The organism is Shimia sp. NS0008-38b, assembly GCF_040370365.1.
GTDB lineage: Bacteria > Pseudomonadota > Alphaproteobacteria > Rhodobacterales > Rhodobacteraceae > Shimia.
In genome coordinates, this window is sequence record NZ_BAABWQ010000001.1 from 574,424 (window position 1) to 590,801 (window position 16,378).

Here is a 16,378-nt window from a genome sequence, read left to right on the forward strand (position 1 = left end):
AAAACCGCGACAAACACGCAGCCAGCACACACAGAGACTTGCACCAAACGCTGCCATAGCCTATGCGGCGAGCATGTCCGATATTTCTCATGACCGCCTCCTCATCATTGACTTCGGAAGCCAGGTTACGCAGCTGATTGCGCGCCGCCTGCGCGAACTGAACGTTTATTGCGAAATTCACCCCTACCAGAACGTCGACATGGACTTCGTGCGCAGCTTCGCACCCAAAGCCGTGATTTTCTCTGGGGGCCCCGACAGTGTGACCCGAGAGGGCTCACCTCGCGCGCCACAAGAGATTTTTGACTACGGTGTACCAATCCTTGGCATCTGTTACGGTCAACAAACCATGATGACGCAACTGGGCGGCAAAGTGGAAAGCGGTCACGGCACCGCCGAATTCGGCCGCGCCTTTGTAACTCCTCAAAATGGCTTGGACATTCTGGACGGCTGGTTTGCTGACGGCGACGAACAAGTCTGGATGAGCCACGGCGACCACGTCAGCGAAATCGCGCCGGGCTTTGAGGTCTATGGCACCTCACCCAATGCGCCTTATGCGATCACCGCCGACACCAAGCGTCATTTTTATGCGGTGCAATTCCACCCCGAAGTGCACCACACGCCCAACGGCGCAAAACTCTATGAGAACTTTGTAAAAATTGCTGGTTTCTCTGGCGATTGGACCATGGGCGCCTATCGCGAACAGATGATTGCAGCCATCCGTGACCAAGTTGGTGACAAACAGGTGATCTGCGGTTTGTCTGGTGGTGTTGACAGTTCCGTGGCTGCGATCTTGATTCACGAGGCCATCGGCGATCAACTGACATGTGTGTTTGTCGACCATGGTTTGCTCCGAAAGAACGAGGCTGAGGAAGTGGTCGCGATGTTCCGCGACAACTACAATATCCAACTGATCCATGCAGACGAAAGTGATCTGTTTCTTGGTGAACTGGACGGTCAATCTGATCCAGAAACCAAACGCAAAATCATTGGTAAGCTGTTCATCGATGTGTTCCAAAAACATGCTGACACCATCGATGGCGCCGAATTCCTCGCCCAAGGCACGCTCTATCCGGATGTGATCGAAAGTGTAAGCTTCTCTGGCGGTCCCTCTGTGACCATCAAAAGCCACCACAATGTGGGTGGATTGCCGGAAAAGATGGGTCTCAAACTGGTTGAACCGCTGCGTGAACTCTTCAAAGATGAAGTCCGCGCTTTGGGCCGCGAGTTGGGCCTCCCACAAAGCTTCATTGGTCGCCACCCCTTCCCGGGACCGGGCCTTGCGATCCGCTGCCCCGGTGAAATCACCATCGAAAAGCTCGATATCCTGCGTGAAGCGGATGCGATTTTCATCGACCAGATCCGCAAACACGGTCTCTACGATGACATCTGGCAGGCCTTTGTGGCAATCTTGCCCGTGCGCACTGTGGGCGTGATGGGCGACGGCCGGACCTATGACTTCGCCTGCGCGCTGCGCGCGGTGACCTCTGTGGATGGTATGACCGCAGATTACTATCCGTTCAGCCACGAGTTCCTCGGCGAGACCGCCACGCGGATCATCAACGAGGTCAAAGGCATCAACCGCTGTACCTACGACATCACCTCAAAGCCTCCGGGCACAATTGAGTGGGAATAAGAGTAACACAGATGCCGCGCCTTAAGCGCGGCATTTTTTGTTAAGCGCCTGCAACAAGTTTTCATGGTCTGAAATCAAATTCTTCTGGCATGTCCGGCGCACCTGCGCGAAACATCTTTGCGGAGGATATGTTGTGAAGTTCACCATTCTATGCGTTCTGAGCTTAATCGCTGTGCCAACACTTGCCGTCGCGACACCTCCGCTGGCGTGTGAGGGCGTGCATGGCAACGTGTTTCTGTCCGTTGCCGGCAGCGCCGTACAAATTTGGCGAACAGACAGTGCGCGCCAAACCGGTGTCGCGCTCCAGATGTCGCAGGAGCATGAAGAGTTTCCCTCAGCTTGGTCGCTAAGCGTTGCAGGCGCGCAAAGCACTTTGGTCGTTCATGAAAACGTTTGCGATACCGTTGGCGGGCAGTTCCCGCTCTCCTTTTCACTGATAGTCGATCAGCGCCTGACCTACGGCTGCTGCACCGTCGCCGAATGAGCTTACGATGACCAACGCCCCCAACGTTCGCCTAACCGGCCACATCGATGTGCCCGCCGATCGCATGGCAGCGGTCAGCGCCGCGCTGCCGCTGCACATCGCGCTCACACATGAAGAACCCGGCTGTCTGTCCTTTGAAGTCACCAAAGACCCAATGACCGCCGGCCGCTTCCTTGTGGCAGAGCTTTTTGTCGACCGCGCTGCCTTTGATGCCCATCAGACCCGCACCAAAGCCTCGGAATGGGCGACCATAACCGCGGGCATCCCGCGGGCATACAATATAGAAGAAATCCCTACATGAATGACACTTTCAAAGCCGCCCTCTGGATGAGCGGCGCCATCGTGTCGTTCACCAGCATGGCCATCGCTGGGCGCGCGGTCAGCTTTGAGCTCGATACGTTTGAGATCATGATGTACCGCAGCCTGATCGGTGTTGTCTTGGTTTGTGGCGTTGCAGGCATGGCGGGCACCCTCTCTCAGGTCACACGCCGCAATCTCGGGCTGCACTTTGTACGCAACATCTGTCATTTCGCAGGGCAGAACCTTTGGTTTTACGCCATTACGGTTATTCCGCTCGCCCAAGTCTTTGCTTTGGAGTTCACGTCGCCTATATGGGCCATATTGCTGTCGCCGCTGATCCTAAAGGAACGGCTTCGTCCCATTGGGTTGATCGCCGCCCTAATCGGCTTCATCGGCATTCTGATTGTAGCGCGTCCAAATCCCCAAGCGCTTGATATGGGCCAAGCCGCTGCGGCCACCGCTGCTATAGGCTTTGCACTCACTGCGCTTTTCACACGAAAACTTACCCGCAGTGAAGGCATCACCTGTATTTTGTTCTACCTGACCGTGATGCAAGCAGCCTTCGGCGTTTTGTTTGCCGGCTTTGACGGGGACATCGCCTGGCCCTCTATTGCCAGCTTGCCTTGGCTCCTGCTCATTGCCTGCGCGGGACTCATCGCGCATTTCTGCCTAACAACCGCATTGCGACTCGCTCCCGCCTCGGTTGTCATGCCTATCGATTTTGTCAGGTTACCGCTGATTGCTGTTGTAGGAATGACACTATATGGCGAAAGCATCGATATTTGGGTCTTAATAGGCGCGACAATTATTTTTACAGGCAATTACATAAACATACTTGCTCAACTCCGCTTAGCGCGCAGATAACATTGACGCGAAGTCACGTTAACGTAAGGGGATCGTTTCGTTGACTTAACCAATGCTGCGCGAATAGCCTCTGCAAAGCAATAAAAAAACACTCAGACGAACACGGGACAAACAACACATGAAAAAAGTGCTTATGGGAGCCACCGCGCTTGCGATGGTTGGAGGAGCATCTTTCGCCGGAGGAATCGACCGCTCAGGACAAGGTGTCAACATTCTGTTTGAAGAAGGGAACTACCTTCAGTTTACCTTCTCGCGGGTAAATCCGAGCGTCACGGGAACCAACCCAATTCCAGCGGTTGGCAACTCCAACGATGTTGCGAAGTCTTACAACACGTTCGGCTTTGGCTACAAACACGAAATCAACGAAAAATTGGATATGGCCCTGATCTATGATCAACCGTTTGGCGCGCATATTCATTACACTGACGGTCCTCTGTCCGCTGGCGGCGCTGCTGGGCTCCCGTACGACGGATTGGCAGAAATCAATAGCGACGCACTGACTGCATTGTTGCAATACGACTTGGGCAACGGTTTCAGCATCCACGGCGGTGCTCGTGCTCTTAAAGTACGCGGTACCATTCAATCTGGTAACGGCATTCTACGTGCCAGCAGCGACTACGATTTTGGTGGCGTAGTCGGCGTCGCTTATGAGAAGCCAGAGATTGCTTTGCGCGTGGCCCTGACATATGCAACTGAGATCAATAATGCTTTTGAAGGGGTTAATGCAGCGTTCCCCGCTGGTTCGCAGGACCGCGTATTTGACGTTGATTTCCCGGAGAGTGTGAACCTCGACTTCCAAACCGGTGTCGCAGCCAATACACTGGTGTTCGGCTCCGTGCGTTGGGTCGGCTGGGGTGGATTCAGCCTAGATACGACACCCGAAGGATCATGGGTCGACTTCTCTGATGACACGATCAACTACACTTTGGGTGTTGGACAGCGCATAAATGACAAACTGTCGGTTGCGCTTCAGGTCGGATATGAAAAAGCTGGCAATCGCCCCTCGACAACAGCGCTTGCACCAACAACCGGTTCAAAAAGTGTAGGCTTGGGAGCAACGTACCAAGTAAACGAAAAGCTCTCTGTGTCTGGTGGTCTGACCTACGCAATTCCGGGCGATCAGTCCTATAACCTATCACCTGGTGTCGACATCGCGTTTGAAGACAACGAAGCGATTGGTGCAGGTTTCCGCATCGGTTATCGCTTCTGATCTTTGTATCAAACCGAATACAGAGCCCCGCCCTTTCGGTGGGGCTTTTTCTTTGCGCAGGTTTCGGAGTGCGCTGATTTGCTTAAACGACTAAGCCAAAGCAATGAGCACACTCGCACAAAAAAGCCTCTCTCCCCGCACTTGGGTGGAACTCTTCCTGCTCGCTGCGCTCTGGGGCGCTGTATTTTTCACAAATCGTATGGCCTTAATCGAAATTGGCCCGATCACGTTGGTGGCGCATCGCGTGTTCTGGGCCGCGCTTCTGCTGTGGGGCATCATCTGGCTGCGCGGCCACGCTGTGCCACGCTCCATGCGCCTGTGGGCTGCGTTCCTTGTCATGGGGCTGCTCAACAACCTGATCCCCTTCAGCTTGCTGAATTACGCACAGCTCACCATTGAAAGTGGTCTGGCCTCGATCTTCAACGCGGCTACGGCGTTCTTTGGTGTGCTGCTCGCCGCCCTCTTTCTGGCTGACGAACGTCTGACTCTCCAAAAGAGTCTCGGCTTAGGACTTGGATTTCTTGGCGTGGCAACCGCCATTGGCCTCAGCCACCTCACCGAGATCAATCCGCGGTCGTTGGCACAGATCGCGGCACTGCTGGCGACGCTGTCATATGGAGTCGCAGGTATATGGGCCCGCAAACAACTGTCAGGTGTCACACCCATTGTGGCGACGGCTGGCATGCTGTCCTGCTCCTCATTTATGGCATTACCGCTTGCATATTTAGTCGAGGGCCCGGTTACCTTATCCCTTGCCGCACCCACTTGGGCATCAATTGCATATGGAGCCATCTTGGGCACCGCTGGGGCCTATTTGCTTTACTACCGCGTCCTTGCAGCCGCAGGCAGTGGCAACCTCCTGGTGGTCACGCTCTTGATCCCACCCTTTGCCATTCTTCTGGGGACGATCTTTCTCAATGAAACGCTGCACCCACGCGCATTTGTAGGTTTTGGTCTGTTGACTGTCGGCCTCGTCGTGCTGGACGGGCGTCTTGTGCCGCAAAAAAGGCGTGTGTGAGATGCCACATACCTGTGAACTCCGCTTGCCATGCCCCCTTCCCCTTTGGCACGGTGTCTCCAAAACTAAAAAATACGAAGGGAAGCCAGAATGGCCAAAGGGTACTGGATTGGACGCGTGGATGTGGATGACATCAACGCCTATCAGAAATACGTGGCAGCCAACGCCAAACCATTCGCTGCATATGGCGCACGATTTCTTGTGCGCGGAGGCACTTTTGAAAATCCAGAAGGCACCGCGCGCAGTCGCAATGTGGTGATTGAATTCCCTTCTTATCAGGCCGCGCTCGACTGTTATCACTCCGCCGACTACCAAGCCGCGAAAGCACTGCGTGTCCCTGTCAGCGATGGCGATATCGTGATTGTAGAAGGGTATGATGTATGATTTGGGATCAGCTATTGCACCGCCTTATGGGGACACCAAACACCCCGCCGCTGCCTGAGCCCGATGAAAAACTCGCCCTTGGTGCACTGTTGGTACGCGTCGCTAAATCCGATCATTCGTATCACGCACTCGAAATCGGTGAGATTGATCGTATCCTCTGCGAAACCTTCAGTCTGAAGCCGATTGAGGCTGCCAAACTGCGCGCCACATGTGAAAAACTAGAAAATGCCGCTCCGGGCACGCCAGATTTCGCTTTGCTGATCCGTGAAAACGTTGACTACCCGCACCGTTTGGAAGTCGCAAACAAACTGTTCAAAGTCATTGAGGCAGATGGCAAACATCTTCCCGAGGAAGACGCCAGCCTGCACGAGATCGAAGCCATTCTAGGCATCAAACCAGAAGACAGCCCAGCTGGCCCCGCATAAGCGGGACCAGCCTGTGGTCTCTAAGCCAAACTTGGCAGCCAGAGCACGATACTGGGGAACGCAACCAGCAACGCGATGGTCACGGCATCCGCAAGGAAGAACGGTGTGACGCCTTTGAAGACATCTTGCACTGTCAGATCGTCGCGTACACCGGCCACCACAAAGCAGTTTAGGCCAATTGGCGGGGTGATCAGACAGAACTCCGCCATTTTCACCACCAGAATACCGAACCAGATCGCACACATGGTCCCGCTCATGCCAAATGTGCTTTCCGCCGCCGTCACGGCCTCGCCACCGTTCAGAGCCATCACAGCAGGATAGACAACCGGCAAGGTCAGCAACAGCATGCCAATCGCATCCATGAACATCCCCAAAACGGCATAGGCCAACAGGATGCACACAAGGATCAACCACGGCGACATGGTCAGTGAAGTGATCCAGTCTGAAAACGCCCCCGGCAAATCTGCAAATCCCAGAAAGCGTACATAGATCAGCACCCCCCAGATGATGGTGAAGATCATCACCGTTAGCTTCGCTGTATCAAGCAGCGCCATCTTCAACTCAGGCCAGCGCATCCCGCGGATCAACGCCAAAAGGAACACAATAAACGCCCCCACAGCTCCGCCTTCGGTGGGCGTGCCCCAGGCATCGCCAAACGGGTTGTAAACAAAGAAGATGATGATCACGACAACGGCCACAATCGGCAATGCAGGTGGCAATGCGGCAAACCGCTCACGCCACGTGAACCCTGTCACCGGCGGGCCGACATTCTTGAAGACCAAGGCGATGCCGATAATCATCGCGGCATACACTATGGCCGAAAACGCCCCGGGAATGAAGCCAGCCAGCAACAGCTTGCCCACGTCCTGCTCAACGATAATGGCATAAATCACAAGGATCGCAGATGGTGGGATCAACGACGCCAATGTGCCGCCTGCCGCCACCACGCCAGCTGCAAATTGCTTGTTGTAGCCAACTTTGAGCATCTCCGGGATCGCAATGCGTGCGAACACCGCCGCAGTTGCCACTGACGCGCCTGACACGGCCGCAAACCCTGCGGTCGCAAACACCGTGGACACGGCCAATCCGCCCGGCACCCAAGCGATCCACTTTTTCGCGGCATCAAACAGCGCCGTGGTGAGCTTCGCGTAGTAGGCCAGATAGCCAATCAGAATAAACGTCGGGATGAGGCTCAACGCCTGAGAGGACACTTTGGAATGTGGCACCGATCCAGCGATGGCGATGGACTTACCCAATGCCCCATCCCAGATTTCGCGCCGCTCGTTCCAAAACAGGAGTTTTTCAGGCGCATAGCCCATTTTGGCCCAGAATATCCACACAATGCCGATAAACCCGGCCAAAGCTGCGGCAAAAGCCACCCGCATGCCCAGCACAACAAGCACGAGCATGCCACCCGTGACCCACAGGCCAATGGTGATGTTATCCATTTTCACCACTCCCCAGCTGGTCGACCTCTGCACGGGCCTGTTCTTCGATGCTCTGCACAAGCGGCACCGCCACTGGCGTTGGCAAATTCAGCACAAGCGCACGCCCATAACCGTATGCTTGCAATGCTAACCTCAGGCACATCACAAAAAACGCCATTGGCACGATCAACTTTGACGGCCAGATCGGCAACCCAATGTCGATCGAACTGTCGCGTGAACACAACGGCCGCGCACAATCAAAGGAACGCTCAAAATGCGCCCAGCTGCCCATGGTTAGCGCAATCATCAGCAGCATAATCAACATCACCGAAAGAAGCTCTGCGCCCCAAAGCGCGCGGCCTCTTAGCTTACCAATCAGCATGTCCATACGGATGTGGCTGCCATCGCGTTGCACATAAGCAATGCCCATCACCGCAATCAGCGGCATCAGCACCTCGATATAGTCCACATATCCCGAAAGCGGTGACGCAAAAAACTTACGCCCCCCAACCGAGTAAGCGGCCAAAAACATCAAACTGAACACGGCAAGACCGCTCAGCAATGCGAAAAACGTTTCTAACTTGAGTAGATGACGATCAAGCCTGCTCAGTAGGCTGTCGTCTTCAAGCACGGCGGAACTCCCGGCCATGTCCATCCCCTTTTGAGGTGTGCAAAGTGGCCCCGAACACCTCCGAGGCCACTGCATTAGCTATTATATATTAGTTACTTGCGCGGTGATCTTCGAGTGTTTTAACAACCAGATCATAGAGCTCCTGACCGGGAAGGCCTTGGGCTTCCATGTCCGCAATCCACGCTTCGCGAATTGGATCTGCGGCTGTGGCGCGGAATTCTGCGATCACAGCCTCGTCCAGTTCAACCTTCTGAACACCTTTCTCAGCCAGCACGCTGTCCCACTTCTCAAGCAGGGTGCCATAGTTGGCCACATAGTGCGCGATGGCTTCATCTACAGAGCTGTCCAGCGCTGCACGATGATCATCAGGCAACAGGTCATACGCGTCGATGTTCACCACAACCGGGCAGTTAACCGTGCCGGGGTTCAGGTTGGCTGTCCACCAATCCGCTTGGTTGATTGTGCCAAACGCAAGGTGCGCGTGCTGCGCAAATGCGACGGTGTCTACAACGCCACTTTCCATCGCCTGATAAGCTTCGGTGGCGGTCACAGAAGTCGGCACGCCCCCCACTGCTTCAAACGCTTTGCCCAGACCACCGGTTGCGCGCACACGCATGCCGTCAAAATCGGCCAGCTCATCGCGCGGTTCACCGGTGCCCACAATGTTGTATTGTGGCATAGGTGAGGTCATCAGCAGCATTGCATTCCACTGCTCCATTTCCTCAGCCGCTGCAGGGTGTGCGTAGACAGCTTTGGACACAGCAACCTCTTCAGCAAGGTTGGAGACGCCAAGGAACGGAAGCTCCAGTACGGTCACAACGCGGTTCTTATCGCGGTGATACCCCGCACAGAACTGCGCCATCTCAAACGCACCAATAGAGATCCCATCAAGGTTTTCGCGGTTCTTGGAAAGCCCACCATAGCTGACGTTCATGGTGAATTCGCCGCCAGTCTTTTCGCTGACCAGTTCTGCGAGCTTTTCTACATGTTCGGTAAACGCACGGCGCTTGCCCCAAACAGAGACATTCCACTCAGTTGCCATAGCTTCGGTAACAAAGGCCATAGATAGGGCCGCCACAGCGGTCCGGCTCATCAATTTACGCATAGTTTCCTCCCGATTGCGTAAGTACTTATGCGCAGAGCATGCAGGAAAGTGCCCCAACATGCCAATGAAGGTTTTTGCGTGACTTTGGCCGTAAGCCCTGCGGATTTCCGCAGAGTCAAAAAGCTAGGAAAACTTGGAGGATACGCGCAAGCAACGATCTGATTGGAACAGATTTGCAAATGCGGTCCGAAATTTGGGAGCTGCTGACCTCGCTGCCCTCGGCCCAAACGAACGCTTCCGAGCCAGCGCGGTAATGACCCAACGCCACATAAACGTCGAATTCTCGGGCCGGAATCGGTTATCAACCGGCCAGCGACACGGCGAAACGGGCTTATTTTGGTGTCTCAATTGACGTAGCTGTTCTGTGCAATTTTTCCAAAAATGGTATGGTTCACACCATCTCCCCGATGTTTCGGTAACGCGATTTTAAGGTTTGGATGCGAAGTGGGTAGATGAGCTTTGCATATGGGGATGCGTCATGGCTGTAAAACGAAGAGTTGTGGCCTTGTCGACTGCCGGAGTGTTTGTTGGGCTGTGCTTGGTCGCAGTGGGTATTTGGGCAACTTCAGCTTTTGTTGATGACGCCGTGGAGCGCGACGCCTCTCGCCGCTCCTTGGAATGGTCAAATTTTGCGGCTGAAACTCTTACCGGGATAAATGCAATTGTCGCCGGTGCCAAACCGGACATGGAGCAGCAAGAAACGCTCGCGCGTATGGCTGAGTTTGGTGGCGTTTTTCGCTTCAAAATTTTTAGTCCAGACGGCAAATTGCGCTTCGTATCAGACGATCCCAACGCGGAAAGCGTCTCACTTGGATCCCACAACCCGGCTGCCGCCAGCGTTGTGGATGGCGGCCAGCCCTATACTGTTGTGGCGGATGGAACCAACAAGCCCAATCGCCCAGATCTCTATAGCGAAACCTACTTACCTATTGTTGGTGCTGACGGCAAAGTGCTCGCAATCGCAGAGACGTATCTTGATCAGACCGAAACCACTAAAGCAGTCAGAAACGAATACCTGATCTACGGGTTAGTGATGATGAGCTTGGTGTTTTTGGCCCTCCTAATTCCTTCTGTGGCCCTTTTGCTAACGATCCGGAGACTGCGGGAACGCAACCTTGAACTGGACGCGGAACGTGTGCGCGCTCAACAAGCGGATCTTGCGAAAACGCAGTTTGTTGCGACGGTCAGCCACGAACTTCGCACCCCCATGAATGGGATCATTGGTGCAATACAGCTCCTTGAGTTGGCCGACTTGGATGAAGATGACGTGGACAGCTTGGAAATTCTGAAAACGTGCTCTGAAAGCCAGTTGTCATTGATCGAAGAGCTCTTGACGTTCGGATCATTGGAAGCTGATGGAATGAATCTGTTTGAGGACGTGATCGAACTGGCGCCAGCTATGAAAACCGCCACAGGATTCGCCACAATCGCCGCCGCAGACAAAGGCATTTCGTTTGACGTCGACGTCGCAGAAAACACTCCCGCGCTGAAGGCCGACTTCAAACGCCTGCAACAGATCGTGGTAAATTTGGTGGGGAATGCCATAAAGTTCACCGAAACCGGTGGCGTCACATTACATGCAGCCCTAACGTCGACTGACATGTCGGACACTGGTGTGTTGAAGGTATCGGTTATGGACACGGGCCCCGGTATCCCGCTTTCTGAACAAGCGCGGGTCTTTGAGAGATTTACACAAGTTGATGAATCCTCCACACGAAGCGCCGGGGGGACCGGTCTGGGCTTACCCATTGCACGTGGCATTGCGCGGGTAATGGGGGGAGATATCACCCTGGAAAGCACTCCCGGTAAGGGGTCAACTTTCGTTTTGGAAGTGCCGGTGCCGATTGTGGGTCGCCTCCAAGATACGACAAACTCTAAGAGAGACGCAGCATGAAAGAATTCGAAAAAATTGGTGCGAACTTGAAAGTGTTGGCCGTCGACGACGAGCCCATGAATGTAAAGATTCTGCAAAAGATGCTACGCCATTGCGGTCTGGATTGTGAGATTGCAAGGGACGGAGTAGAGGCCGTAGAGATGGCCTTAAATCACGACTATGACGTGATACTCATGGACATAAATATGCCGCGCATGGACGGCGTCGCAGCGGCGCAAGAGATCGCAAAACACCTCAATCCTGCAGGCCCGCAGGTCATCGCTGTGACAGCCAACGCAACAAGTGAGATGGAACAGGAATGCGCCCAAGCGGGGTTCTCTGGATTTATCCCAAAACCCGTTCGCCTTGATCAACTTCGCGCGGTGCTCGCTGCGGCCTAATTTGAGAACTCAGCGTCAGTGAGCTTGGCCCGAACTTGTGAGTGCTTGGATCGCAATGTCTGTTGTCTGCCGCAAATGGTCGTTTGGCAAAACACACTTGGTTCGGGAACTGACTTGGGGCCTAATTGGACGCAAGTAGTAACTGGCCCCTTCAGGGACCCGCGCAACCGCCCCAAACAGCTCACAACAAGGCGGCTTTATCCAACCCCAGTTTCACAATCTTCTCATTAAGCGTCCGCCGTCCAATCCCCAACGCCCCCGCTGCGGCGTCCATCCGGCCCTCATGCGCCTTGATCGCCTTGCCGATCAACTCACGCTCAAACGCGGCTACAGCTTCGCGCAAAGTGTCAGGCATGTCTTCCAGCCCATGATCTTGCGTCAGTGCCGCGGCAAACGTCCCACCGCCACGCCGTGCCAACATAACGCGGCGCGCGCAGACATTGCGCAGCTCGCGCACATTGCCCGGCCAATCATGCGCCATAAGCGCCGCCACGTCTTCATGATCCAACTCAGGCACTGCAATCTCATAAAGCTGTGCGTAGTCAGCCATAAAATGCGCTGCCAACAAGGTGAGATCATCCTTACGGTGCCGCAACGGCGGCAGTTGCATGACAAATGTGTTCAGCCTGAATAACAAGTCTTGCCGCAATCTCTCCTCGACAACCGCTTGCTCGACATCTTCATTGGTGGCGCATACCACCCGCACATCCAGCGTCGCCGGCGCAGAAGCCCCAACAGGAAAAACCTCCTGATCCTCAATCACCCGCAGCAGTTTGGCTTGCACCACAAGCGGACAGGTGCTGATCTCATCTAGAAACAAAGTGCCACCGGAAGCGGCCAGCAACCGGCCTTCGCCCGCGCCCGCCACACCAAACATCTCCGCTTCAAAGCTATCTGGCGTTAGCGCCGCACAGTTGATGGCCAAAAACGGCTGATCCGCGCGCGGCCCCAAATCATGCAATGCCCGCGCCACCAGCTCTTTTCCCGTGCCGGTCTCGCCAAGGATCATCACAGCGCCATCCAGTGGCGCCAAATCCAACACTTCTTCACGGACCGCCGCTACCGCCGGTGTTTGGCCCAACAGCACACGATCAAGCCCGGACAACTGAAACAACCGCTCTTTGAGCTGCGCATTGCGCGCGCGCATCCGGCTTTGCTCTGCCGCATGGGTCAAGATCGTGAGCAAACGGCGTGGATCATAGGGCTTCTCAACAAAGCTATAGGCCCCGGACTGCATGGCCTCCACCGCCATGGGAATATCGCCATGAGCAGAAATCAACACCAAAGGCGGAGACATGTCTCGGTCAAGCCGCGCCAACAACTCCAACCCCGTCATGCCCGGCATGCGCACGTCCGACAAAATCACATCCGGCGTCACATCTGCCAGCCGCTCCAGAGCTTTGTCCGCACGTGACACAGCCTCGGCCTGCCAACCCGCTGCCCCCATCAATTCCAACAAAGACTGCCGCATGCCTTTGTCGTCATCCACAATCAACAGATTGAACGCAGCGCTCTCACTCATGTCATTTTCTCTCCGCATCTGCCGTCAAATCCGTCGCCTCAGCTACCGGTAAAGACACTCGAAATTTCGTGCCATCACCCGCGCGATCTTCCGCCGTCATCGTGCCGTTATGATCTTTCACAATGGAGGCAGATATGGCAAGTCCGAGCCCCATTCCGCGCCCACTTTCCCGTGTAGTTACAAAGGGTTCTTGCAGGTCTTGCAAGTCAGCTCCTGCCAACCCATGTCCCGTATCGGCCAACTCAAACACGGCCCAATGACCGTCTTGAAACACCCGTACTTCCAGCGCGGCGTCCTGCACGACGTCTTCCATGGCATCACAGGCGTTGCGCAACACATTGGTCACAACCTGCTCGATCCGCAACCGATTGCCGCGCACCAAAACGGGGGACGCGGGCCATGTACAAGTCACAGCAATGTCGCCGGCTTCAATGTTGGGTGCGATCAACTCCAAACCGGCCTCCACCGCGTGCTGCAGATCAAACACCTCAATGCCTTCGTGGCCACTGGTGGCGAAAAACTTCAACTGCCGTGTGATACCCTCCATGCGCGCCACAAGTCCGCCAAGGCGTGCGCCCAGTTCGCGGGCCCCCGCCGGGTTGATTTCTGCGGCAGCCAGATGATTGCGCATCGCTGCAATCGGCTGACCCAGTTCATGGGTCACAGAGGCGGACAGCTGCCCAAGGGCGGCCAAACGACTGACCTGCGCCAAATCCTTTTGCGCAGCCTGAAGGCGCAGTTCGGCCGATTTTCGTTCTGAAATCTCAACAGCCAAAACCGCATTGGTCTCTCTCAGCTGCGCCTCTTCGGTCTCGGCACGCCGCAACGCGCGCCCGATCCGCCGCGCACGTTGAACTTGGAAAACAATCAACAAACATCCAGCCAGAAACACCACAGCCGCCGTCGCCAGCCAGCTGCGGGCCACCGCACGATCATCGCTGGCGAAATAGTGCAATTGCCACCCCTCCGGCAAATCTTGCGCCACAAGATGCAGGCGCGCATCCGCACCGATCTCGGCCCGGTTTTGTGGCCGCATCTCCCAATCCAAAGGATCAAGCGGCTGTCCAGAAAACTGCCGGGCCGCGCGGATAGTCTCTTTGCGCGCCTCAGACAAGGGCTCCAAGGTGCGGTAGCGCCAGTCCGGGTCAGAGGCCAAAAGAACCACCCCATCGCGATTGGCCAATATCACCTGCTCTCCGGCCCGGCGCCAGCTGTCTTCCAATCCATAGAAGCTCTTCTTAAGCGCGACGACGCCTGCAATCTCGCCAGTGCTGTTTTTGACGGGATCCGCTAGGAAATATCCTGGCAATCCGGTGGTGGCACCAATGGCATAAAATCTCCCCTGCCCGCCCTGCAACGCATCACGAAAGTAAGGTCGAAACTCATAAACTTGCCCGACAAACGATTGCGGCATGTCAAAGTTGGACGCCGCGATCGTCACACCCAGTTCTGTCATCAGGTAGATGGCATCCAGCCCGGCTTTCTCTGCAAAGTCTTTTAGTCGGGCGTTCAGCGTCCCGGTTCCGGCACCTTCAATGGCGTCGATCACATAGCTGTCTTGCGCCAGCACATGGGTTAAATGACTGTGACGCTCAAGCTCCGCCACAACCGTGGATCGATACAGCGACAGCTGGCCCTCTGATTTGGCCAACTCTTCCGCAGAAAAATAATCAAGCGCAACGCGGTTGATAACAAACCCCACGAAGATCGTGGCCAGCAAAGAGAGAATGAGCGATGCACGCGCCATATATTGGGATCCGGTCCTTAAGTCAGGTCTGCTGCAAGTTAGTGAAAGTTGAGAGGTGGGGAAACGTGAAAATGGCGGCGCGGTGCCCACCGCAGCAAGCTGCCCCGACACCGGGATGCCCGAAGCCCAAAAAGAGAGGTTGCCGCGTCCCAACCTGCGTCCTACATCTTTGTCATGTTTGCTGATTTCCTCAAACGCCTGACGGCGCCCGCCCCTGAAAGCCTGTCCGACACCGATGCACGTTTGGCGCTGAGCGCCTTGTTGGTCCGAATTGCACGCGCTGACGGCACATATGATCCGCAAGAAGCAGCTCGCATTGAGCGCATTGTCATGGAACGTTATGGACTCACACCTTTTGAGGCCACCGCGTTGCGCAAAGAAGCGGAAGTCTTGGAGGCAGAGGCGCCTGATACCGTACGCTTTACCCGCGCCATCAAAGAGGCCGTGCCTCTGGAAGCACGCGTGTCGGTGATCGAGGCGATGTGGCAGGTTGTGTTGGCAGATGGAGACCGGGACTCACGGGAAGATGCTCTGATGCGGCTGACAGCAAACCTGTTAGGCATTTCTGACGTCGAAAGCGCCCGCGCGCGCCAGCGTGTGGAAGCGCGCGGGTGATTGCCACCCTCCCAATGTATGACCGACCTGAAACTGCGGCCGCAAATGATCGGCTTTGGGGTCTTTTTCGCGAAGCCTATGGCGATGGTCCAAACGCGCTGAGCCGTGGTGGTGATCTTTGGGAAATGTGGCAAAGCGACAACTTGCTGCTGGCTCAAACCTGCGGCTTTCCTTATCGCAGCCGACTTAAAGACCGCGTGACCCTGGTGGGCAGCCCGGACCTGGCACTGGAGGGCCTTCCCGCCGGATACTATGCCTCTGTGATTGTCGCTCATCCACGCTTTGAAGGTGCCGGGCTTTCCGCTCTCAGCGATGCCACCTTCGCCTATAATGAGCCTATGTCGCAATCTGGCTGGGCGGCGCCATGGCATCATTTTACGCGGCAAGACGTGCGAATCGGAGATCGAATTCAAAGCGGTGCACACCGAAAATCCGCCCAGATGGTGGCCGAGGGCAAAGCAGATTATGCTGCTTTGGACATCGTCAGTTGGAAAATGATGCAGCGCTACGATACGTTTTCGAGCAAGCTCGTAGAAGTCGCACGCACGATGCCAACGCCTGCTTTGCCTTATATCACGGCACGTTACCAAAAACCGGCCCCGATCAGAAATGCGTTGCACGCCGCCATTGACGCTCTATCCGCTCTGGAGCGCGACACATTGCTGCTCCAAGGGCTGGTCGCACTGCCGCAAAGCGCTTATGAGGCAGTTCCAAATCCGCCCAAACCATGACCCAAATG

General features: G+C 55.4%; 17 protein-coding genes. 12 read left to right on the forward strand and 5 right to left on the reverse strand.

Annotation, left to right across the window (positions count from 1 at the left end; all coding sequences use genetic code 11):
* The first annotated feature begins 73 nt into the window (after nucleotides 1-73).
* From guaA to ABWV47_RS02805, 8 genes are all read left to right on the forward strand, one after another.
* Complete coding sequence (guaA, locus tag ABWV47_RS02770) at nucleotides 74-1,633, forward strand: glutamine-hydrolyzing GMP synthase (RefSeq protein WP_353308316.1); 1,560 nt, start codon at nucleotides 74-76, stop codon at nucleotides 1,631-1,633.
* Nucleotides 1,634-1,766: 133 nt separating this feature from the next.
* Complete coding sequence (locus ABWV47_RS02775; protein WP_353308317.1) at nucleotides 1,767-2,117, forward strand: hypothetical protein; 351 nt, start codon at nucleotides 1,767-1,769, stop codon at nucleotides 2,115-2,117.
* Between the two features lie 7 nt (nucleotides 2,118-2,124).
* Nucleotides 2,125-2,418, forward strand: a complete 294-nt coding sequence (locus ABWV47_RS02780; protein WP_353308318.1) for a putative quinol monooxygenase — start codon at nucleotides 2,125-2,127, stop codon at nucleotides 2,416-2,418.
* Entirely contained in the window at nucleotides 2,415-3,281 is an 867-nt protein-coding gene (locus ABWV47_RS02785; protein WP_353308319.1) for a DMT family transporter, read from the forward strand. Before ABWV47_RS02780 ends, ABWV47_RS02785 begins: the two co-directional genes overlap by 4 nt.
* Before the next feature lie 118 nt (nucleotides 3,282-3,399).
* Complete coding sequence (locus tag ABWV47_RS02790; protein WP_353308320.1) at nucleotides 3,400-4,491, forward strand: OmpP1/FadL family transporter; 1,092 nt, start codon at nucleotides 3,400-3,402, stop codon at nucleotides 4,489-4,491.
* 103 nt (nucleotides 4,492-4,594) lie between these two features.
* Nucleotides 4,595-5,509, forward strand: coding sequence for a DMT family transporter (locus tag ABWV47_RS02795; protein ID WP_353308321.1), 915 nt, complete (start codon nucleotides 4,595-4,597; stop codon nucleotides 5,507-5,509).
* Nucleotides 5,510-5,599: 90 nt separating this feature from the next.
* Nucleotides 5,600-5,893 carry a DUF1330 domain-containing protein gene (locus tag ABWV47_RS02800; RefSeq protein WP_353308322.1) on the forward strand — a complete coding sequence of 98 codons (294 nt, stop codon included), beginning with the start codon at nucleotides 5,600-5,602 and terminating at the stop codon, nucleotides 5,891-5,893.
* Entirely contained in the window at nucleotides 5,890-6,318 is a 429-nt protein-coding gene (locus ABWV47_RS02805; protein ID WP_353308323.1) for a tellurite resistance TerB family protein, read from the forward strand. Before ABWV47_RS02800 ends, ABWV47_RS02805 begins: the two co-directional genes overlap by 4 nt.
* A gap of 20 nt (nucleotides 6,319-6,338) precedes the next feature.
* Here ABWV47_RS02805 and ABWV47_RS02810 read toward each other — a convergent pair whose 3' ends face one another.
* From ABWV47_RS02810 to ABWV47_RS02820, 3 genes are all read right to left on the reverse strand, one after another.
* Entirely contained in the window at nucleotides 6,339-7,766 is a 1,428-nt protein-coding gene (locus ABWV47_RS02810; protein ID WP_353308324.1) for a TRAP transporter large permease, read from the reverse strand.
* Nucleotides 7,759-8,394, reverse strand: coding sequence for a TRAP transporter small permease subunit (locus tag ABWV47_RS02815; RefSeq protein ID WP_353308325.1), 636 nt, complete (start codon nucleotides 8,392-8,394; stop codon nucleotides 7,759-7,761). Before ABWV47_RS02815 ends, ABWV47_RS02810 begins: the two co-directional genes overlap by 8 nt.
* Nucleotides 8,395-8,464: 70 nt before the next feature.
* Nucleotides 8,465-9,481 carry a C4-dicarboxylate TRAP transporter substrate-binding protein gene (locus ABWV47_RS02820; RefSeq protein WP_353308326.1) on the reverse strand — a complete coding sequence of 339 codons (1,017 nt, stop codon included), beginning with the start codon at nucleotides 9,479-9,481 and terminating at the stop codon, nucleotides 8,465-8,467.
* Nucleotides 9,482-9,959: 478 nt separating this feature from the next.
* Here ABWV47_RS02820 and ABWV47_RS02825 point away from each other — a divergent pair, with 478 nt between their 5' ends.
* Both ABWV47_RS02825 and ABWV47_RS02830 read left to right on the forward strand, forming a co-directional pair.
* Nucleotides 9,960-11,375: a sensor histidine kinase gene (locus ABWV47_RS02825; protein ID WP_353308327.1), complete on the forward strand. Its 1,416-nt coding sequence runs from the start codon at nucleotides 9,960-9,962 to the stop codon at nucleotides 11,373-11,375.
* Nucleotides 11,372-11,755 carry a response regulator gene (locus tag ABWV47_RS02830; RefSeq protein ID WP_353308328.1) on the forward strand — a complete coding sequence of 128 codons (384 nt, stop codon included), beginning with the start codon at nucleotides 11,372-11,374 and terminating at the stop codon, nucleotides 11,753-11,755. The genes ABWV47_RS02825 and ABWV47_RS02830 overlap by 4 nt, the downstream gene beginning before the upstream one ends.
* 181 nt (nucleotides 11,756-11,936) lie before the next feature.
* Here ABWV47_RS02830 and ABWV47_RS02835 read toward each other — a convergent pair whose 3' ends face one another.
* Together ABWV47_RS02835 and ABWV47_RS02840 are read right to left on the reverse strand one after the other, a co-directional pair.
* Complete coding sequence (locus ABWV47_RS02835) at nucleotides 11,937-13,277, reverse strand: sigma-54-dependent transcriptional regulator (RefSeq protein ID WP_353308329.1); 1,341 nt, start codon at nucleotides 13,275-13,277, stop codon at nucleotides 11,937-11,939.
* Nucleotide 13,278: 1 nt separating this feature from the next.
* Nucleotides 13,279-15,024: a sensor histidine kinase gene (locus ABWV47_RS02840; protein WP_353308330.1), complete on the reverse strand. Its 1,746-nt coding sequence runs from the start codon at nucleotides 15,022-15,024 to the stop codon at nucleotides 13,279-13,281.
* 174 nt (nucleotides 15,025-15,198) lie between these two features.
* Here ABWV47_RS02840 and ABWV47_RS02845 point away from each other — a divergent pair, with 174 nt between their 5' ends.
* Nucleotides 15,199-15,639, forward strand: coding sequence for a tellurite resistance TerB family protein (locus ABWV47_RS02845; protein ID WP_353308331.1), 441 nt, complete (start codon nucleotides 15,199-15,201; stop codon nucleotides 15,637-15,639).
* Nucleotides 15,636-16,370 carry a phosphate/phosphite/phosphonate ABC transporter substrate-binding protein gene (locus ABWV47_RS02850; RefSeq protein WP_353308332.1) on the forward strand — a complete coding sequence of 245 codons (735 nt, stop codon included), beginning with the start codon at nucleotides 15,636-15,638 and terminating at the stop codon, nucleotides 16,368-16,370. The genes ABWV47_RS02845 and ABWV47_RS02850 overlap by 4 nt, the downstream gene beginning before the upstream one ends.
* The last annotated feature ends 8 nt before the right edge of the window (nucleotides 16,371-16,378 follow it).